At 37.2% G+C, this 22,048-nt stretch carries 13 protein-coding genes; 5 read left to right on the top strand and 8 right to left on the bottom strand.

From position 1 onward, the window contains the following. Positions 1-498: 498 nt before the first annotated feature. The 3 genes from H5162_RS15450 to H5162_RS15440 all read right to left on the bottom strand — a co-directional run bounded on the left by H5162_RS15450 (position 499) and on the right by H5162_RS15440 (position 6,274). Positions 499-3,645, bottom strand: coding sequence for a DEAD/DEAH box helicase (locus H5162_RS15450; protein WP_182778927.1), 3,147 nt, complete (start codon positions 3,643-3,645; stop codon positions 499-501). Positions 3,646-4,057: 412 nt separating this feature from the next. After that, positions 4,058-5,020, bottom strand: a complete 963-nt coding sequence (locus H5162_RS15445) for a transcriptional regulator (RefSeq protein ID WP_182778925.1) — start codon at positions 5,018-5,020, stop codon at positions 4,058-4,060. A 15-nt stretch (positions 5,021-5,035) separates the two neighbouring features. Next, the gene (locus tag H5162_RS15440; protein WP_145239012.1) at positions 5,036-6,274 is read right to left on the bottom strand and encodes an AAA family ATPase; all 1,239 of its coding nucleotides are present in this window, start codon (positions 6,272-6,274) and stop codon (positions 5,036-5,038) included. A 771-nt stretch (positions 6,275-7,045) separates the two neighbouring features. Between H5162_RS15440 and H5162_RS15435 the strand changes: the two genes are divergently transcribed. Next, positions 7,046-8,260 (top strand): replication protein A, encoded by a 1,215-nt coding sequence (locus H5162_RS15435; RefSeq protein ID WP_145239015.1) that lies wholly within the window; start codon positions 7,046-7,048, stop codon positions 8,258-8,260. A 57-nt stretch (positions 8,261-8,317) separates the two neighbouring features. On the opposite strand, the gene H5162_RS15430 is transcribed toward H5162_RS15435, so the two are convergent. Next, positions 8,318-9,193 carry a DNA replication terminus site-binding protein gene (locus tag H5162_RS15430; protein ID WP_145239018.1) on the bottom strand — a complete coding sequence of 292 codons (876 nt, stop codon included), beginning with the start codon at positions 9,191-9,193 and terminating at the stop codon, positions 8,318-8,320. A gap of 1,279 nt (positions 9,194-10,472) precedes the next feature. On the opposite strand from H5162_RS15430, the gene H5162_RS15425 reads away from it, so the two are divergent. Next, the gene (locus H5162_RS15425; protein ID WP_145239021.1) at positions 10,473-11,822 is read left to right on the top strand and encodes a class II 3-deoxy-7-phosphoheptulonate synthase; all 1,350 of its coding nucleotides are present in this window, start codon (positions 10,473-10,475) and stop codon (positions 11,820-11,822) included. A gap of 92 nt (positions 11,823-11,914) precedes the next feature. Here H5162_RS15425 and H5162_RS15420 read toward each other — a convergent pair whose 3' ends face one another. Beyond that, positions 11,915-12,724 (bottom strand): pyruvate, water dikinase regulatory protein, encoded by an 810-nt coding sequence (locus H5162_RS15420; protein WP_149980299.1) that lies wholly within the window; start codon positions 12,722-12,724, stop codon positions 11,915-11,917. Between the two features lie 154 nt (positions 12,725-12,878). Between H5162_RS15420 and ppsA the strand changes: the two genes are divergently transcribed. Then, positions 12,879-15,254, top strand: a complete 2,376-nt coding sequence (gene ppsA, locus H5162_RS15415) for a phosphoenolpyruvate synthase (protein WP_149980298.1) — start codon at positions 12,879-12,881, stop codon at positions 15,252-15,254. A gap of 77 nt (positions 15,255-15,331) precedes the next feature. On the opposite strand, the gene H5162_RS15410 is transcribed toward ppsA, so the two are convergent. Next, the gene (locus tag H5162_RS15410; protein ID WP_145239030.1) at positions 15,332-15,541 is read right to left on the bottom strand and encodes a PGPGW domain-containing protein; all 210 of its coding nucleotides are present in this window, start codon (positions 15,539-15,541) and stop codon (positions 15,332-15,334) included. Positions 15,542-15,690: 149 nt separating this feature from the next. On the opposite strand from H5162_RS15410, the gene H5162_RS15405 reads away from it, so the two are divergent. Then, a complete protein-coding gene (locus H5162_RS15405; protein WP_182731209.1) occupies positions 15,691-18,747 on the top strand; it encodes an FAD-binding and (Fe-S)-binding domain-containing protein in 3,057 nt (1,018 codons plus the stop codon). Positions 18,748-18,802: 55 nt separating this feature from the next. Here H5162_RS15405 and H5162_RS15400 read toward each other — a convergent pair whose 3' ends face one another. Both H5162_RS15400 and H5162_RS15395 read right to left on the bottom strand, forming a co-directional pair. Next, positions 18,803-19,993 (bottom strand): sodium:proton antiporter, encoded by a 1,191-nt coding sequence (locus H5162_RS15400; RefSeq protein ID WP_182759759.1) that lies wholly within the window; start codon positions 19,991-19,993, stop codon positions 18,803-18,805. Beyond that, complete coding sequence (locus H5162_RS15395) at positions 19,994-21,205, bottom strand: tyrosine-type recombinase/integrase (protein WP_145239040.1); 1,212 nt, start codon at positions 21,203-21,205, stop codon at positions 19,994-19,996. A 142-nt stretch (positions 21,206-21,347) separates the two neighbouring features. Between H5162_RS15395 and H5162_RS15390 the strand changes: the two genes are divergently transcribed. Further along, positions 21,348-21,911, top strand: a complete 564-nt coding sequence (locus tag H5162_RS15390; protein ID WP_182778923.1) for a YSC84-related protein — start codon at positions 21,348-21,350, stop codon at positions 21,909-21,911. Positions 21,912-22,048 lie beyond the last annotated feature (137 nt).

Raw genomic sequence — 22,048 nt, 5'->3', positions numbered from 1 at the left:
CCAAATAGGGGGAAATCAACATGATGCTTATGTAAACTGCAATTCAACAATAAGCATAAGAATAGACGCCCTCAAACTACTTTAGTTCAAAAATAAATTTAAATTTATTGAAATAATGAAACGGCTCACAATTGCAGGCATAAAAAAAGCCAGCTCAAAATGGGCTGGCTCAATCATTACTAAAATTAGTAACCAAATAGGGAAATCAACATGATGCTTGCGTAAACTGCAATTCAACAACAAGCAAAAGAGTAGACGCCCTCAAACTACTTTAGTTCAAAATAAATTTAAATTTGTTGAAAATAACTCGTGAACCAAATAGCAGGCATAAAAAAAGCCAGCTCAAAATGGGCTGGCTCAATCATTACTAAAACTAGTAACCAAATAGGGGGAAATCAACAATGATGCTTGTGTAAACTGCAATTCAACAACAAGCAAAGAAGTAGACGCCCTCACGCTAATTTAGTTCAAAATAAATCAGGCTAATTTGAAATAATGCTAACTTTTTATCAAAGAAAGCATTTGTTGTTCGTCAAACTTTGTAAAACTCATTGATTTTTCAGTAAATAATGCATCAACAAGCGCTTGCTTATGTTGTTGCATTTTAAATACTTTTTGCTCAATTGAATTCGCCATTATCAGTTTATAAACAAAAACAGGATTTGTTTGACCGATTCGATAAGCACGATCTGTCGCTTGTTTTTCTACTGCTGGATTCCACCAAGGATCGAAATGGATCACAGTGTCCGCCTGAGTAAGATTAAGCCCTGTACCGCCAGCTTTTAAACTGATCAAAAATACCGACGTTTTACCACTGGTAAATTCTTCGATCACTTTATCGCGATGGCGCGTTTGCCCTGTAAGCAGGCTGAAATTGATCTCCAATGATGCTAACTGCTGCGCAATAATATCTAATGCAGAAGTAAACTGGCTAAAAATAATAATGTTACGACCTTCGCTTAACATCACTGGTAAATGGCTACTCAACCAGTCAAGTTTTGCACTTCTAGCTGAGGTGTGTTCGTCAATCAAACGCGGGTGACAACATATTTGTCGTAACTTTAATAACGCCTCTAAAAAGGCTAATTTGCTCTTTTGCGCGCCTTGGGAAGCAAACAGGTCGACCATTTTCTCTTCTAGAGAATCAGTAATGCTTTGATAAATATCTTTTTGCTGTGCTTCGAATTCAAACTCTTTGATCAACTCTGTTTTCGGTGGTAGCTCTTGTGCTACTTCAGCTTTAGTTCGACGTAAAATAAAAGGCAAGATCAGTGATTTAAGCTCTTTAGCACGATCACTATCAGCGTCACGCTCAATCGGAGTCTGAAAATGCTGCTTAAAATGAGCCTGTGAACCAAGCAAGGAAGGCATTGCAAAATCTAACAATGATTTCAATTCAAATAAATTGTTTTCAATCGGTGTACCACTTAAACATAAGTTAAATTGAGCATTTAAACGCTTAACTAAACGAGATACTTGCGCACTGTCATTCTTTATATACTGCGCTTCATCAAGGATAATATTCTCGAAATACAACGGTGAGTAGTAAGCGATATCACGCTTGAGTAATGGATAAGTAGTAAGAATGCAATCTGCCTGGGCTAAATGTTGTAATTGCTCAATCCGCGCGCTACCAAATAGGGTCGTCACTTTAATACTACTGGCGAATTTAGCCATTTCATTTTGCCAATTACTTACCAAGCTCGTTGGACAGACAATTAACGTTGGGCCTGCTTGCTCTCGTTGCCGTGCGTTAGCTAAAAATGCAATAACTTGTAAGGTTTTGCCTAATCCCATGTCGTCGGCTAGTATTCCGCCTAACTGATGGCGTTTTAAGAACTGTAGCCACTGAACGCCTTGATGTTGATACTCGCGAAGCCGCACGCCCGCATTCAAGCCATGTAACACTGTAGTGGCAGTAGTTGGTGCATCTAGCTCAGCTAAATAAGACTCTAAGCTGTCGTCGACTAAGTTAACCGCAAAACAGCTCATCTTTATTAAATGCACTAAAAATGATAAAGGTATAAGTAATTCATCGCGTGTTTTTATAAACTCAAAACGATCTTTAAAATCAGTAAGCGTATCAAAAGCTGGTTTTGTTATTACTCCAAACTGTTTACCATTTGCATAATAATAAAAAAGTTCGCTTTGACGATTAAGTGATTGAAATTCTGAATTATCGTTTGCTAATACGGTGGCAGCTTTAGCGTTTGAGATCATTATTTTACTAACAATTTGATGACCTTTACCACGTTTAACATCCAAGCTGACATTAGTGATTGATTTTTTAATCACTAGTTTTTTATCAGTTACCTTCCAACCACGCTGACGAAGTTTAGGCAAAACCTCGTATTTAAACCAATGCTGATGAATAACTGATTGTTTATTAAAAACAAACTCATTTTGTAAAGCCCCTTTACATAGTTCAAAGCCTAAATTTGTGAGCTCTGTGATAACGGTATTTTCAAGCGATGCATTGAGAATATTTGCTGGTGCTGAGTTTGGAGCGTAATTACCATCTTGATAGTTAAAGGTAAGCGTAAGCTTTAATTGGTTATTGCTATTACTAACATCAATAACCGCGCAAGTATCTGCTACCCGTTTTATTTTTTTACGTTCAGATGATTGGTAATGGGGTATCACACCGTCACCAAAATTTGCAGCTAATTGCTTATAGACACGATCAAAATTAGCTGTATGAATGGCTGGGATCGCTCTGATATGAGCAACTTCTTCACCACTTAGTGGCGTACGTAAACGGCCTATGCGTAGTGACTCTGTATCAAGGTAAGTTGGTGGTGTGGTTTTAAGTAAGAACCAGGATTGTTTACCCGTTAAACTTACATTTAATTGAATAAGATCTTTTTTGTGTGACCACGAAAAACTCAGATCTTCAGCACTATCAGCTTTAATCGACTGACGAGAACGCCCAAAAAACAAACGCTGAGAAGCAATCAACTGCTGTAATGCGTTAAATCCCCATTGCCCTCTAAGCTCTAAATTACCAAGTGCATTTTGAGAACGGATCCAACTGTATAAACGAAAATCAGTTTCGAGTAAATCGGATGGTGTTACAAAACTATTAAGCTGCTGATCAGTAAGGTTTCTACCGAGGGTATACTGATGTTCTGCAGAGAAAGCGGCAATTTTGGGTGTTAAAATAACCCGATTGTTTTCTACATCAAGCACAAATAAAAGTACATTTTTAGCTTGTGCTGACTGGTTTTGCTTAAGTGTTGTTAGCTCTTCAAACCAATCATTCATTATATAGTCTTGGCCGTAATCACCAGAATGATCAATCTTCAGCTTTAACAATACAGCAGCCAAGTGGCGACAGTTAGTTTTGGCATTACATGAACAGTGTCGATCAACTGCAAAACCATTGGCTAACTTCTTTATCTCTATGTGTTGGGTAAAAGTACTGCCTTGATTTCCAAACACCGAGGCATCAATGACAGAGAAATCATGATTATGCTCTAACCAATTAATTTGACCATTTGCTACGTACTCTTTTGCTTTACTGAGCACATGAGGCTTAAACAGCTGTTTAATAAATCGTTCAGATAAAGGAAATTGAGTCGCTTGCTCTTGCTTGATCTCTTCAAAAATAGCGAGTAGGTCATTCTTAGATAAGTTAGCAGACATATTGCTCAGGGCAGTAAAAAATAAAAATAATTTTACCAGTATATGATTTATCGGCGTCGAGCTAAAGCATTAAAATGATTAAAAAGACTGGTTGGAGCTGATAAGTTAGTAAAAAAATGATCTCAATACAAAAACAGCTGAATTTAATAGTTAAACACAACTAACCAACAATAAACCCACAAGTTATAAACATATTGCTAATAATTAAGCGCGTTTACAGATCACATTTTTACTAAGTTATAAAAAAATAGCGGTAAGAGTGAAAAATATAGCTAATCAGTTAGTAAAAAAATGATCTATGAGCTCAATAGTAAGGTTTATTGATATTTCAGATCATTATTTTACTAACAAAACACAGTTTGGGATCAGAATTTTACTAACAAAAAAAGCCTTCAGATCAGATTTTTATTAACTAGTTAAATGCATTTAATAACTTAGTTAGCTGTTCTAAGCGCTTGTCAGTCATCACTTTATTATCAATTTTGATTGATAAATCACCACTTTTTAAATTACGTTGCAAGCTAATGTAATTATTTTCTAGTAGTGCTTCTCGACGTTGAGTTGACTGTGGCTCAGCGGTAAGCAATTTAGTGATCGCCATTGCACGCTTATCATCACCAATTATCTCTTCTAAGCTATTATCGTGTGTCAGATGATTTACTTGCTGATTAAAACTATGCTCATCACGTTCTTTTGCTGCAATCAGTTTTTTAGCTACTTCACGGCCAACATGATTCGCTGTTGGATAAAGGGCAAGTACAGCAGCAGGAAGCTTCTCAAAGGCTTTAATTGCATCAGCAATAGCTGTATGCGATACACCTTCAATGGCGGCTACTTCACGGTAAGAGCCTTTTTTTCCCTGTGCAACTAACTCATCTTTTGTTTGTTGATATGCTTGGCCAAGTTCCCAGAGGCTAGGGGCAATATATTGGTCTGACGATACCGCTAAAATCTTAGCATCTAAATCTGTAAAATCACTCGAACTAAGAACCATGTAGTCAGCATTGCCGATTATACATGCCATACGACGACGTGAGCCGGCTAATACCAACATTTCATCACCTTTGTCCCAACATAGGGCGGGGTGTTGGTTACGACCATCCTCGGCTATTGCAGGGAGTATATCAGCGACAGACTTTTCATTGAGTAATACTTGAACACGACGATTTTTTGCGTACACCTTGGTGGTACTTTCTATTTCAGCATGCGGGATCACTTTGCAAACGAGTGTGATCTGACGATTAGGATCGCTTGGTGCAGGCATTTTGATCACATCGCCTGCGTTTGCTTGTTCTAGTAATTCATCAAGATTGCTATTACCAATTGAAGTAGCAAAAGGATCTAAGCTGGTGTCATTTTTACGTTTTTTAGCCATTTTTTGTTAACTACCTTACTTAGTTTCATTCAATTGAGATTGTGTTGATTGCCAGTTTGAACGGATCAGCATTTCTAATTCATCAACAACATCTTTTATATTTTCTTGAGCTCTGATCAGTGATTCTCTACTTGCTAAGCTGTCAGATGTTTTTTGATCAAAAATAGTATTGAATGACGAAGAGCTCGCTGTAATTGCCGAGCTGTGGTTAATTGGGTAACTCATTACCTGACGACCAAATGCACTGCGTACATCTTTAACGATGTCACGCTGTGAATGATTGCCTTTTACGTAATTAGTTACTAAAAATTGCATAAAGTCCCAGCCTTCATGACCTAAAGATGCAACGGTATGATAGATCTCGCCTAAACGTTTTAAATATTTGTTATTAGCATCGAAATCAACGGCCTCAGGATGCACCGGGATCAGCATTGCCGTAGATGCCATTAAAGCATTATAAAACATGAAGTTAAGAGATGGAGCTGTATCAATTAAAATGATATCGAATTGATCCTTGACCGGATCAATAACTTTTTCTAATAGTTTATGGTAATGACGGGTTTTTTCATAACTTGAACTATCTTTTAGCAACGTTGCAGTTTCATGTTCAAAGTAAAAGTCATCCATACCAGAAGGCAAAATGCGTATATTTGGGATATGCGTAGGCAAAAAAGCATTTGTAACAAGTTGCTGCCAAGTTTCATCTGGATCTAAATCAATGCAATCTCGCATTAAATCACCGACCGTGATCGGTTCAGGTTCACTGGGTGGGAAAAAACTTGATGATGACCCTTGCGGATCTAAATCAATAATACCAATACGGTAACGTTTAATGTTAGTCGTAGCTAGGGCTGCAGCAATATTTACCATACTGGTTGTTTTACCACAGCCGCCTTTTAGAGAGTTGATAACAATAACTTGTAATTTATCGTCAACATTGCGGTGATCTGGCTGAATATCCATTATATCTGCCATAGCAAATATATTTACCAAAGTGTAAGCGTAATGGCCGTTTGCACCGCGTTTGATGTTTAGCTCATCAAAATCACCATTGTCATGGCGGCGTTTTAAGGTACGATTGTTACAGCCTAACAGATCTGCTGCTGCTTTTTGAGTGTAAGTTCGAAGCTCTTTTTCTTCAGATTTTAAGTGGGCACGATAATGCTGAATACGTCCTGCTAATGATTTTTCTGCGACTTCTGCAGTTGCTTTTAAAAGCCGATAGGTGGATAGCGCATTATTATGAATTGACATACTTTATTCCTCAAAGTTAGGTATTAAGTATAATGTCCATTCAATTGACTGTAAACAACTATTTATGACGACATGGCTTTTAATAACAAGACATTTAGAATTAATTTGTAATTTTAAAATTGCTTAGTATAAATAAAGAAGTTTAAAGGTGGTTAAATATATAAGGTAGTAAAGGTTAAGGGCATAAAATACACATCTAAGTTTTTGATATATATAAATAATAGTAAAAAAAGTGGATCAGGTTTATACTTGGTTAAGATCAGATCTTTAGTAACTGACAGATCGTAATTTTACTAACTCTGAATCTGAGACTTAAGTTATGCACAGTTTGAACACAGGTTTACGCACAAAAACCGCTGTTGAGATCAGTTTTTTACTAAGATAATTAAGAACTTATCCACTTACGATCGGGATAAATAGGCTGTTCAATTAGTATAGATCTGATCTGTAGTAGGTATAGATCAGATCTATGCTAACTGATTCGATGATTATCCACAGGCATTAGTAAAAATTAGATTTATGTCGTGTATTTTTGGTTAAAAAACAAAAATAGACGGACAAAAATATGCGTGAGTTAGTAAAATTTAGACTTATAACCGTAGTGTTAGTAAAAAACTGATCTGAAAATCAAGATCATTAAGGTTACTTAGTAAAATAGTGATCTGAACATATATTTTAATCCCAGATCAGTTTTGTACTAACTTAAACATTTAACTTTTTCTGTTTAATGTGTTGTTATTAGCTGTCGCAATAAAATTGGAAATAAGAACAATGAACCGAAAGGTCAACATCTCGGTAGATAACTTACCCGATACATTACGGGGTCAGATCCACGGGGTGGAAAGTGCAATAGATAACGAAAGCCTCGCATTATTTACAGACAATAAAGATGTGCGAGTTTCATTAGAAAATGCAGCGCATGGACTAAGGGCCTATTCGAATACTTTTAATCATTATGATTTGTGGGGACGTTTTGTTCGCTCAGGCCATAAAAAATTACCACTCGAAGAAGCGCCTAAAAAAACCATTATTACTCGAAAAATATCCGAAAAAGTGGATGGCATTTTGTATGATGGTGAAATTAAAATTACTCCAGCGGTAGTAAGTACCCGTAAAGACGGTGAAGATGTTGAATATTTAGTTTGGCCATCAGATCGTGAAGAAAAAGTAGAACGTGCATTAATCCGTTTAGCTTCTAAAGGTAAAATTGTTAAAATCAATTTTAAGTCCGGTATTCAATATGCCGTGGTTTTTTCGATGAACGAATTAGCGCAAGAACTTAAAGCTGTTGGGCAATCAATGCCTTACCCACAAATCAAAGAAGCATTAGAAGCACTGCAAGGTTCTAAGCTATCGTTTAAGTATTCAGCGACAGATACTAAAAATACCAATATTGATGATTCATTTTACGAATCAAATATGAACTTTCTTTCTTCTTTGCACTTTAGTGGTAAAAAAGGGCAAGGCGGTAATGTTAAATGTGTTGCGTGCTTGAATGCGTTTGTCCATAACATGATCGATAACCTTGAATACAAAGGTTACTATTTCAATAGCGCGCAAGAATTAAAGCGCGGATTATCTCGCTGGATGATGTTGCGTCTTTATCATCTTTGGCGCTATGCGGCACCAGGAAAAACATATCATTTTAGATTGTTATCTATCATGGAAAAATATGGCTCAATTTATTCAACTGACGATATCACTGAAAATAAATTAAAAGCATTGCGTCGTGATATGACCACTACGATGAAAGATCTTATCGAAAAAGGTGCTATTTCAGAATATAGCATTACTAATGTTAAAGATGATAAAACTGGCAACATTGTCGATTATACATACGAGATGCATCCTTCAGATCAGTTTTGTGATGAAATACTTACTTTGAATAAGCATAACAAACGTATTGAAATTCAAGGTGGTAAACGCATAGTTGAAAATGCAGTTTTAATCGACGAAGATAAAATTGAAGAAATAGTTAAAGATTAACTTACCGCTTAAGCTTATTCTGACTAAGGCCGCTATATAGCGGCCTTTTTAACATAATTATTTATCAACTTGTTCCAAATATAATCTATCAACAAGAAAATCATACTCTCGTTTACGCGGATGGCTTTGTGGTTTTTGATAATCTGATAACGTACCTAGTTTTACATCCGGTTCAGGGTTTATCAAAATAAAAGGTAGTGCGGCACTAACATGATAACGATTTTGCGCGGTGTATCTCACATTTACTTGTGGGCTAACGCGGGTTGGGCGTCTTATTCGTAATTTATCTTTATCTCCTAAACTAGCGACACGTAATTGTTCTTGAGCAACGAGTGTTTGCCAACTGAGTTGATCTATCATTCTAGGATTGGAATAACCGGCTGATTTTTCGAGCATGGCTAGTGCCATCTTTTTTGTCAGTGTTTTAGTCGCGTGTTTGTGCATCCAGGTAAAACGAACTGAAAAAGGGGAGTTTACTTCAAAATGAATTTTACGGTACGCGGCGAGTGTTATTAAATTTGGTATCGCATTATGAACCGCTTCAAAGCGAGCATCATTATTATCAATGGCTAGAATACATTCTTTAAATGCAGCTTTTGCTTTATTTAATTGTTGAATTCGAGCAACAAGTTGTTTTTGATCCGCATTTTTTATTACCAGTAACCCAGGGTGACGTTTTAAAACACGACTACTTAAGCCTGATTTTTTATAGATATCGTTAAATGAATTTAAAATCAACTTTTGGCCCGTAGCACCTGTAATTTTCGTAACATTGATCGATTGAGGGACTATCTTTTCATCGTTACTATCAATATCAGGCAATTGATAATAATCAGCCTTTGAATAATCGCATTGCATTAAATCATCAATAAAGTGATTAGTTAAATCACTAAGTAAATCGAACTGACTGCGAATTTGTACTTTAGTTACCATAAGAACACATCATACAATATAGATGATAATAGTCTACCATAGCCGCAGTTAAACTAAAAACAAAGCAGCGCACAATCACCTGTTTATATATTGTCAAATCTTACTCGATGCAAAGTAAATATTATAAACCAATAAAGTATGATGTGTTCTTTATTCTTGGTAAGGATCTTATAACGGATAGGTTGATAGTTTTTCTAACTTAAAAGTTCGATCATCTCTAAATAAGTATGTTTAAATATTGCCTTTGAGCTGATGATTAAGTACATCATGTTGCTGCAATTGCATAATCTCCGATCCGATAGAAGTATTTACCTCAAGTATAAGTTGTGTAGTTAAAGGGTGAGGACTAACTCTATTGTAGTTTTCAGTTGCCAATGGATACTGGTATATCAATGCAATAATTTACGGGAGCTTATTGATGTGACCAATTCTATAAATTACTCATAGGCACACTATTTCAATTTTGCTTCAGGGGATTATCTAATTTGAAACAGCTTAAAAATTATCAGTCGTGCAGTTGCAGTGAGTAAGTTTATGGCTATGAGCACAAAAATAAACAGCGCTTACAGACTTTATAACCATGAAGCTTAAGTAATCGTCGATATAGTTAAAGAGCTGAACTACAGTGATAACAAGCTGCTAAACCTATCTAGTTTAAGCCAAGCATTATAAAAATGTTGTATGAACGCCGAGAAATAGGCCAATAAGATGTATAGGAGTTGGAGTCAAAATCAGCGCTCGAATTTTACAATTACATACTATTGCTTAATTTAATTGCAGTGTTATTCAGGCTTAAATTGACAACTATCAGTAATTTGAAATACGTGCCAACATGAATCAAACAAGGTAATTACAAGCGGCCTCAGGCGAACTGAATTTCATTTAATTTAGGTATACCTTTGTATTACCCCGCACACATAGCACATATTTTAAACTTCAGCCATTTGATATAAAAAATAACTTAATTTTATCTGTAAAGTTAAGAGTACACAGCATTGTAATTTAAGTATGATGTGTTCTTATTTTTAGTTATAGAGTAGGCACTTGATTAATTTACTACGGTCTCGCTCTGTTATTTAATTTTATGTTTGATATTAATAAGTTAAACAATACCCAGTGCATATTTAAAAAAATAAAAAGGTGGCAGAACAGTGCAAATCATCAATAATATTTATCTCATAACTAAATAATTGATAATTAGCGAATATAGTCCTTGAACAGGGGCACTGCATACGTTAATTTTCATCTATCAGGTAAATGTAGGAATGAGGAAATTAATATGCAGTCGTGGAACCCAAATAGCTGGAGAGAGCTCCCAATACTTCAGCAGCCACAGTATCCAGATCAAGAAGCGCTGAAAACTGTTGAAGGCCAATTAAAGAGTGCACCACCACTGGTCTTCGCAGAAGAGACCCGTAGTTTATTTAAACAACTAGAAGACGTTTGTGAAGGCCGTGCCTTCTTACTTCAAGGTGGTGATTGTGCTGAATCATTTAGTGACTTTAATGCCGCTAATATTCGTGACACATTTAAAACAATATTACAGATGGCAGTCGTACTAACTTATGGCGGTAAATGCCCTGTGGTTAAGATTGCGCGCATGGCAGGGCAATATGCTAAACCACGCTCAGCAGATTTAGAAACCATTGATGGGGTATCTTTACCTTCATACCGTGGTGATATCGTAAATAATTTTGAGTTCACTGAACAAGCGCGTATTCCCGATCCACAACGCTTAATGACGGCTTATCATCACAGTGCAGCAACATTAAATTTATTACGCGCATTTGCACAAGGTGGACTTGCAGATTTACATCAGGTAAATCGCTGGAACATGGGTTTTGTTGCAGCAAACCCACTTAAAGAAAAATACCAACAACTTGCGGATAAGATTCAAGATGCGCTTGAGTTTATGGAAGTGTGCGGTATTAACTCAACAATTGCACCAAGCCTTAAAGAGACTGATTTATACACCTCTCATGAAGCGTTATTACTGGGGTATGAAGAAGCGCTTACTCGCCGTGATCATCTATCTGGCGATTGGTATGACTGCTCAGCACATTTTGTTTGGATTGGTGAACGTACTCGCCAACTTGATCATGCACATATCGAATTCTTTAAAGGTATTAAAAATCCAATTGGGGTAAAAGTTGGTCCAGGAATGGATCCTGACGACTTAATTCGTTTAATTGATGCGCTTAATCCAGATAACATCCCAGGGCGCTTAACATTAATTACACGTATGGGTGCTGATGTACTTCCTGAAAAGTTGCCGGCCTTAGTACGTCGCGTTCAACAAGAAGGCCGTAAAGTAATTTGGAGTTCTGATCCAATGCACGGGAATACTGAAAAAGCGACATCAGGGTATAAAACCCGAAGCTTTGACAATATTTTGCGTGAGATCAGCCAGTTCTTCGCAGTTCATAAAGCTGAGGGCTCGTATGCAGGTGGTGTTCATTTAGAAATGACTGGCCAACATGTTACAGAGTGTACTGGTGGTGCTTACGGATTATCTGATGACGATCTAGCACAGCGTTATCGCACACAGTGTGACCCACGTTTAAATGCTGATCAGGTATTAGAACTTGGCTTCTTAGTTGCAGATTTATTAAAAGACGCACGTAAGTAGAGTTAGTCCAAAATCAAAAGCCGCATCTGCGGCTTTTTTAATGTCCGATATTATTTTTATACCTTGTGTAACTATAATTAGCTATATTGAAGTTAGTACTTACGTCGCTCAAGGTTAGTATCAGAAATGATCTTAGCGGAAATTTCTTCTACAGAGTGATGGGTCGAATTTAAATACGCCAGCTTATGTTTTTTATACAGCATTTCAACTTCGCGTACTTCGATTCGACATTGCTTAAGTGATGCGTATTTTGAATTAGCCATACGGCGTTGGCGAATATCAGCCAACCTGACTGGATCAATCGTTAAACCAAACAGCTTATGCTTATAGGCTACTAAGCACTGTGGTAAGTTACCCGAATCTAAATCTTCTTCAGTGATAGGGTAATTAGCTGCTTTAATACCATACTGTAGCGCTAAATATAAACTAGTTGGCGTTTTACCACTGCGGCTTACGCCGACCAAAATTATATCGGCTTCAGCATAGTTACTAATATTAGCGCCGTCATCATTAGTAAGCGCATAGTTCACGGCATCAATTCTAAAGTCATAACTTTTTTCATGCATTGAATGAGTACGATGAATTTTAGGCACAGGCGCTACTTTTAGTTCTTGCTCAATTTTCTCACTAAATGTAGTTAAGAAATCATAAGTAACGGCGGTCGATGAGCGAATAATTTCACTTAAATTGTGATTAACAAAAGTAAAAAAAACCAATGGTTTTTCGCCTTCGCGTTGTGCCGTTGCATTGATCAATGCTTTTATTTCGTTCGCTTTTTTTTCAGTTTCAACAAAAGGGATAGTTTTATGATTAAATTCAACGGGAAATAATGACAAAGTGGCGTGGCCAAATACTTCAGAAGTGATAGCTGTACCGTCAGAAATATAAAATGCAGTTCTCATATTAACCTTTTTATTACGTTTAATAGTTAAAATAGCCACCCTACGGTTTACGTAAGGTCTATTGCCAGTGTAGAATGAAGGTGACCTTTTTAGAAGGTTTTCTTTCTTAACTCTCACAGTTATTACTACAATTTGTTTTTTTGGAGAAAGATCCGTGCAAGAATACGTTCTCTGGTATCAAGAGCTTGGTATGCAAGATGTTCCTCGTGTTGGCGGCAAAAATGCCTCACTCGGCGAAATGATTTCTAACCTAGCAAACGCTGGTGTACAAGTCCCAGGTGGTTTTGCTACTACCGCAGACGCATTTAATGAGTTTCTTGAGCAATCAGGACTAAATGCAAAGATCCACGACATTTTAGACACACTGGACGTGGAAGATGTAAATACACTAGCAAAAGTCGGCGCTGATATTCGTCAGTGGATTATCGACACCCCATTCCAACCTAATTTAGACCAAGCCATTCGCGACGCATACAGCCAACTCCACGGCAATGCAGCAGACGATGTTTCATTCGCAGTACGTTCATCAGCAACAGCTGAAGATATGCCTGATGCATCATTCGCAGGTCAACAAGAAACCTTCCTAAATGTACGTGGTATCGACTCAGTAATGGTCGCCATCAAGCATGTGTTCGCATCGCTTTTCAATGACCGTGCCATTTCATACCGTGTTCACCAGGGTTATGATCATCGCGGCGTAGCATTATCTGCGGGTATTCAACGCATGGTACGTTCTGATAAGTCATCGTCTGGCGTTATGTTCAGTATTGATACTGAATCAGGTTTCGAAGATGTCGTGTTTATCACCTCAAGTTATGGTCTAGGTGAAATGGTTGTACAGGGCGCAGTAAACCCTGATGAATTTTATGTTCATAAACCAACACTTGCTAAAGGTAAGCCATCTGTAGTGCGCCGTAATATTGGCTCAAAAGCGATTCAAATGATTTACTCTGCCGATCAAGCGCATGGTAAACAAGTAGAAATCGTAGATGTAGATGCAGCCCTTTCAAATAAATTCTCAATTACCGATGCCGAAGTTCAAGAGCTTGCAAAGCAAGCTGTGATCATCGAAAAACATTATGGCCGCGCGATGGATATCGAGTGGGCAAAAGACGGTAATGACGGCAAGCTATACATTGTACAAGCTCGCCCTGAAACAGTTCGTTCAAACGAAGATACGAATGTTATGGAGCGTTTTCAACTAAATGGCAGCAGTGCTGTTGTCGTTGAAGGACGTGCCATCGGTCATAAAATTGGCTCAGGTGTTGTTCGTGTACTTGATTCGATTAAAGAAATGGATCAAGTTCAACAAGGTGACATTTTAGTAACCGACATGACTGATCCAGATTGGGAACCTATCATGAAACGTGCTGCAGCGATTGTAACTAATCGTGGTGGTCGTACATGTCACGCGGCAATTATTGCCCGTGAGTTAGGTATTCCAGCAGTTGTAGGCTGTGGTAATGCAACTGACCTAATTAAAGCAGGCCAAGAAGTAACCGTATCATGTGCTGAAGGCGACACTGGCTTTATTTATGAAGGTATTTTAGATTTTGAAATCCTCACTTCACGTGTCGATAAAATGCCTGAACTACCAATGAAAATCATGATGAACGTTGGTAACCCAGATCGTGCATTTGATTTTGCACGCTTACCACACTCAGGTGTTGGTCTTGCGCGCGTTGAATTTATTATCAACCGTATGATTGGTGTGCATCCTAAAGCATTGCTAAATTTTGATGCTCAAACAGATGAGTTAAAAGCTGAAATCACACAGATGATTGCAGGTTATGAATCACCGGTTGAATTCTATATTGCTAAATTAGTTGAAGGTATTTCGACCTTAGGCTGTGCATTTGCACCAGAGCGTGTAATTGTTCGTATGTCTGATTTTAAATCAAATGAATATGCTAACTTAGTTGGCGGACAACAATACGAGCCTGAAGAAGAAAACCCAATGATTGGTTTCCGTGGCGCAGCACGTTATATTTCGGAAGATTTCCGTGACTGTTTCGCACTAGAGTGTGAAGCAATCAAACGTGTTCGTAACGACATGGATATGGCCAACATTGAAATCATGATCCCATTCGTACGTACCCTTGAAGAAGGTAAACGTGTTATTGAATTACTTGAAGAACATGGTCTTAAACGTGGCGAAAATGGCTTAAAAGTAATCATGATGTGTGAACTTCCATCAAATGCATTACTTGCTGATGAATTTTTAGAACATTTTGATGGCTTTTCAATCGGTTCAAACGATTTAACGCAACTTACGCTTGGTTTAGACCGTGACTCAGGATTAATTGCCCATTTATTTGATGAGCGTAACCCTGCAATCAAAAAACTACTTTCTATGGCAATTCAAACTGCCAAAGCAAAAGGAAAGTATGTTGGTATTTGTGGTCAAGGTCCATCAGATCATGAAGACTTTGCTGCGTGGTTAGTAGAGCAGGGAATTGATTCTGTTTCACTAAACCCAGATACAGTACTTGAAACTTGGTTATACCTTGCTAAAAAATTAGCAAAATAATCGTTAAAGTATAAAAAATGCCAGCGTTATTGCTGGCATTTTTGTTTACTCAATATGTTATAGCCTATTTATAACTTTTATCGGGCTAACTTCTTATCTAAGAACGCGCAAGATTTTGTCAGCGCTTTTTGGCAAATTGCTAAATAATGGCGTGCTTTAGGGTAATAAAAAGAGAAACACATAAGCCCTGCAATAAAAAAGATCAAAGAAGGGCCTGGTACAATAGCAAAAAATAATCCCAGCAACATAAATAAACTGCCGACTAAAACTAATACACATTTTTTCATTTCAATTCCCTCGCAATTAAGCATCTACTATGAGTATAAGTAATCACAGTCTTTTTACGATAAAAAGAGTGTTACAAACTGTAAAATCTTCAATTTCTATTGCTCTTTAGCATGATATAATCGAACAAATGCCTTAATTTACTACCGTCATGATAGCAACTATTAGCCAACAAGATGCCGCGACCGATTTAGTCGCAAGTTACTTAAAAACTATAATTAAACAAGGGTTTACTGGCGACACTGATGCAAGTTATGCCACTCGTATAACTGCATCAACTGATAACAGTATTTACCAGCAGTTACCGCAAAGTGTTATTTTTCCTAAAACTGAAAAAGATATTCAAATTGCTCTTCAAACTGCTGCACAAGACCCTTATCTATCGCTGACTTTTGGACCTCGCGGCGGTGGTACAGGCACCAACGGTCAATCATTAACTCCCGGGATCGTAGTCGATTTATCACGTTATATGCGAGAAATCCTCGAAATTAATCCTGAAGAAGGTTGGGTTAGAGTGCAAACGGGCGTGATTAAAGATCAACTAAATGATTTTTTACGCCCTTATGGATTTTTCTTTGCACCTGATTTATCAACGAGTAATCGCGCAACAATCGGCGGAATGGTTAATACCGATGCATCAGGACAAGGCTCACTGGTGTATGGTAAAACTAGCGATCATGTTTTAGGACTTACCACTTATTTAGTCGATGGCACACAAATGTCAACGACACCAATTGACATTGATAAAGCCAAACTAATTGCCGAACAAAACACTACAATCGGTAAACTGTACGCAACAGTGCTTGATATTTGTTTGTCTGAGCGGGATGCAATTTTAGCCAAGTTTCCACGTTTAAATCGCTTTTTAACCGGATATGACCTAGAGCATGTGCTAAGTGATGACTTACAAACTTTTGATATGAGTAGGCTAATAACTGGCTCAGAAGGTTCGCTTGGTATTGTTACTGAGGCTAAATTAAACATCACACCTATTGCTGAATTCAAAACCTTAATCAACATCAAGTATGATAGCTTTGATTCGGCACTGCGGCATTCACCATTTTTGGTCGATGCCCGTGCTACCTCAGTTGAAACCGTTGACAGCAAAGTTTTAAATCTTGCACGTGAAGATATAATTTGGCATTCAGTATCGGACTTAATAACCGATGTGCCAAATAAAGATATGCAAGGGCTTAACATGGTTGAGTTTAATGCTGTATCGCCTGATGACATAAAAGACAAAGTTGAGTCGCTTTGTGCATTACTCGATGATTGCGTTGCACAACAAAAAAACGGCGTAATTGGTTATCAACTTACCAGCAGTAAGACTGATATTTTGAAAATTTATGCCATGCGTAAAAAATCAGTTGGCTTGTTGGGTAATGTTAAAGGCGCACAAAAACCTTTGGCGTTTGCTGAAGACACCGCCGTACCACCTGAGAATCTTGCAGATTATATTGTTGAATTTAGAGCTTTGCTCGATAGCCATAATTTACAATATGGCATGTTTGGTCATGTTGATGCCGGTGTATTACATGTTAGACCGGCACTTGATATGTGTGATCCCGAACAAGAAAAATTACTGCGAGTGATCTCTGATGAAGTTGTTAAACTCACAGCTAAATACGGTGGTTTAATGTGGGGCGAGCACGGCAAAGGGTATAGAAGTGAATATGGCCCTGAGTTTTTTGGTGAGCATTTATTTAAGCAATTACGACTTATAAAATCAGCTTTTGATCCTAACAATAGGATTAATCCCGGAAAAATATGTACTCCGATTGAAAGTAAGGACTCACTAGTTAGTGTTGACGGTCAAAAGCGTGCGTGGTTCGACAGACAAATTTCGGTTGATGTTAAAACTAGTTTTAATAATGCAATGACATGCAATGGCAATGGTATTTGCTTTAACTATGATGAAAACTCTCCTATGTGCCCATCATATAAAGTAACCGGTGATCGTCGTAATTCACCTAAAGGTCGCGCAAGTTTAATGCGCGAATGGTTACGATTACAAGAAGCAAAAGAGATTGATTTAATTGAGGTTGAAAAAGAACTTAATAAAGGTGAAGTGATCACCTGGTGGGAACGTTTTCAACATAGCCGCGATAAAAAGAAAGGCGTATATGATTTTTCTCATGAAGTTAAAGCCTCAATGGATGAGTGTTTAGCGTGTAAAGCATGTACCACAGCGTGCCCAATAAAAGTTGATGTGCCGACTTTTAGATCGCGTTTTTTAAATTATTATCACAGTTACTACGCGCGCCCACTTAAAGATTATCTAGTCGGTAATATTGAAGCCAGTGCACCATTAATGGCCAAATTTTCAAATGTAATAAACCCAATTGTAAAAACTAAATTAGTCAGCTCATTAATAAAAAAATCTGTTGGCTATGTTGATACACCCGTGCTTAGTTCACCACGTTTAACAAAACGGATTAATAAAACACACGAATTTAATTTTGCACAACTTTCAGGCTTATCTCCCGAGCAACAAAGTGAGTATGTACTAATTGTGCAAGATCCGTTTACCAGTTTTTATGAAGCTGAGCTGGTAGAAAGTTTTATAAAAATAATTTCCGCACTAGGCAAGAAGCCAATACTGTTACCGTTTAAGCCAAATGGAAAACCGCAACACGTTAAAGGTTTTTTAAATGAATTTAAGATCACAGCAAAAAATGCAGCAACATTTTTAAATTCATTATCTGAAATAAATGCACCACTTGTAGGTTTAGATGCATCATTAGTAATGTGTTATCGGGATGAATATAATTCTATTTTAGGTGATGAACGTGGTGAGTTTGAAGTGCTACTTGCTCATGAATGGTTAGCAACACAATCTTTTAAATCTTTAGCTAACAAAGTTGATAGCAATATAACATTTACGTTATTAAGTCATTGTACTGAAACAACCGCATTACCAAAAGCGGCGAATGTATGGCAAACAATTTTTACTGACTTAGGCCTAAAACTTAATACAACAGCAACAGGGTGTTGCGGTATGGCAGGTACATATGGCCATGAAGCGCAAAACCAAAAAAACTCTCGAGCATTATATGAAATGAGTTGGCAAGGTGTTGTAGAGAAAAATAAACCTGAGCAATTATTAGCAACCGGTTTTTCTTGTCGTAGCCAAGTTAAACGCTATGAAAAATTCAAACCAAAACACCCAATAGAACTACTAGCAGATAAGCTAAGCAATAACATTTAATATAAAAATGCCGCACGCTTTTAAAAAGGATTGCGGCATTTTTTATATCGTTTTTTTATTTTAAATAACTATCAGCAATAGGCTTGGTGCTCATACCATGAATAAAAACACTAAATAAAATAGTTGTCATAGCAATCGTAGCTATAAGGTATTTATTTTCGATGCCGCTATCGATCACCATTAAAGTAAATACAATAGATGCTAAGCCTCTCGGGCCAAACCAAGCAAAAGTAAAACGTTCTTTCATTTTTAATTTAGTAAATTGTAATGACAACATCACAGGGATAATTCGAATAAGCGTTGTACTCAGTAGTGCAAATACAGTAAGTGCCCATGATAATTCTGGCAAAACTAAATAGCTGCATACAAAACCAAATAAACACCAGATCAACAAACCAGTAAAGTCCGCGATGTGTTCACTATCTTCAACGAGTTTTAAGCGTAAAGCCTGATCGGTAAATCTATCAAAAATTAATCCAGCAACAAACACCGCAATAAAACCACTGCTATGCAAACTTTGTGCGATTGAAAAAATGGCCATTGCCATACCAACCACTAAAAATGGGCTACTATTATTTGAAAAATAATGACGTTGCATGGCAAATTTAATCGCGGGAATGATCAATCCCATTGCAGCAACTGCAACCAGAATAGCCACACCTAATTCACGCGCAAAAACAATGACCGTATCAAAAACCGAAAATGTAGATGCAGGCTCTTTTGCTAACAACATCAAGACTAAAAATATTGGCACACATAAACCATCGTTTAAACCACTTTCAGTATTGATCCCTTCACGAATTTTTTCAGGCACCGCGCTGCTATTTAATAATCCTTTACTAAGCGCTGCATCTGTCGGCGTTAATATTATTGCAACTAGTGCAGCTTGAATAAGTGTCAGCTGGGTAAACATTAAACTCGCAATAATAATTCCAGCAAACAAGGTAAGTGGTAAAGCAATAAAAAGTAATAGGCTAGGGTATTGAAAACTGTGTTTTAAAACCATCAGTTTGGTTTTTGCGGCATCAGTAAATAAAAATATGCTCAGTGTTAATTCTATTAAAGGTAATAAGTGATCTAAGTCTCTGGTTAAATATGCCGTTTTACTTGGTAGCATAAACCCGATCAACGCACCGATAATAACAAAAAACATAGGTCCGGTAATTTCAGCTCGCTCTAATTGATGCATAGATAATGAATAAATTAAAAAGGCTAAACCCACTGCAGCTAATACAACATATTCCATTTAGATTTTCCTTTTAAGTCCAGATTTTGCTCGTTCTTTGATATTTGTCTGAATATATATTTGATCGGTGGTGGCAATTTTTGCATGTCCTAAATCTTCTGATAAATGTTTTAAAGGGCGAGTTTGTGCATCATGCGTAGCACCAGTATGTCTGAGCCAATGCGCTGTTGCCGATTCTAGTTGCTCGGCATCATCAGTAAAGCCATCATCAAGTAAAGATTGTTTGGCTAAATCAAAACTTTGTTGAACTAAGCGACGAATTTGTCGAACGGTCATTCCGCCTTGACCACGAATTTTATGCACCAATGGTTCAGATTCATCAACGCGGGGCAGGGCTGGTAAACCTCGGTACAACCTATAACGTTTTAAATAAGTTACAAAATCTTCACTGAGTGTGACATCACGTAATTTATTTCCTTTACCCATAATTCTTAAAAACCAAAAGCCATCATTATCTTGCCAAAAATGAGACATAACAGGCGACCATTGTGGTCGCTCTGATAGTTCAGAGATCCGTAAATAAAGACCTTTTAAACACGCTAAGGTAAATAAATTTCTTTCAAGATCAGGTTGTTGCTCACACTTATCACGTGTGACACCAAATACATATTCCCATTGAATATCACTCAAGGTATCAGGAATTTTTATTTGTGATTGCACAACTAAATAAGGGCTATTCTTTTTTACAACCGGTACAAAGTTAGCAAAGGTTTTTTCTTCTAAAATAGCAAACTTGTAAAATACATTTAAAGCAGTAAACATGGCCGCTAATGTTTGTTGGCTAGCAATAGATTCTTTGAGCATAAAAGGGCGCCAATTTTCGTTTAATCTACGGATCCCTTGCTCATCTTTATAGCGCCATTGCACTGAAGTCATCGCCCAGCTTTTATCGGGTTCGACCATAAAATCGACATAGGCTTCTATGTCTTCACGTTTTAATTCAAATACTGATTTTTCTGCGACTAACCAAGACCATAGGTAAAAGCGTTCGAGTTCGTTCCGAAAACGATTATATGTCGCTTCTGATTTTCGGCCATAAACATATAAAAATTGATACAAAAATACTAATTCTTGCTTAGATTCAGCGACAGTCAAGCCAACTTGCTGTATAAAGGTGGCAAGTTCTGGGTATTCTGATTGCATTGTATCATCTTCAAGATGGGCAATTTGATACCGTAATTGTTTTAATGTATCGACCAAAGCAACAAGCATAATATAGTTATTTCTAATAAAATAAAGTAGTTACAGTTTAACTTTAAAGTCCGATACTGTCTAGTATTGGACTTAGTGAATAATTATATTGTTAAGCTAATCAGATAATACCAAGGCAATGTTGCTGGTTTAAGGAAGGCATATGAAAAAGTTAATAGTTTTAAGTTTAGTTGCACTTACATTAGTCCTGTTTGGTTGTGCTACAACAGGTAGTGCTTCTCCAACTGAAAAGCGTAATCTAGTGCAAAATATGCGAGCAGATACACTCAGTAAATTATACAAAGAAAAACCAGATGTTAAAGAGCAAATTAAAAATGCCGCTGGTTATGCAGTATTTGATAATGCTAATGTCAATGTTGTTTTAGCCAGCTTTGGTGGCGGCTATGGTGTGGTTAAAAATAATTTGACGGGTAAATCCACTTATATGAATATGGGTGAAGCTGGTTTAGGACTTGGTTTAGGTGTTAAAGACTTTAACGTTGTAATGGTTTTTCATAATCAAGCTGCGTTAAATCGTTTTATTGAAAATGGTTGGGCCTTCGGTGGCAATGCCGATGCAGCGGCAAAATACCAAGATAAAGGCGGTGCACTTGTTGCCGAAGCCATTGCAGGTCAAGTAACTGTTTATTCATTAACCGAAAATGGCCTTGCATTACAAGCCGTACTAAAAGGCACTAAATTCTGGGTAGATTCTGAGCTAAATTAAGACATCAAAACCCTTCTAAAAGTGGGCTAGTTCGTATGATTACGCCCACTTTAATTTATTTCAGCCTATTTAACATAACGTAATTTATGGGGTGTCAGCTATCAGCTATCAGCTATCAGCTATCAGCTATCAGCTAT

Origin of the sequence: Pseudoalteromonas sp. SR41-8 (genome assembly GCF_014163915.1) — a bacterium.
Classification (GTDB): Bacteria; Pseudomonadota; Gammaproteobacteria; order Enterobacterales; family Alteromonadaceae; genus Pseudoalteromonas; species Pseudoalteromonas rhizosphaerae.
This window is presented reverse-complemented; position numbering and strand designations above follow the sequence as displayed.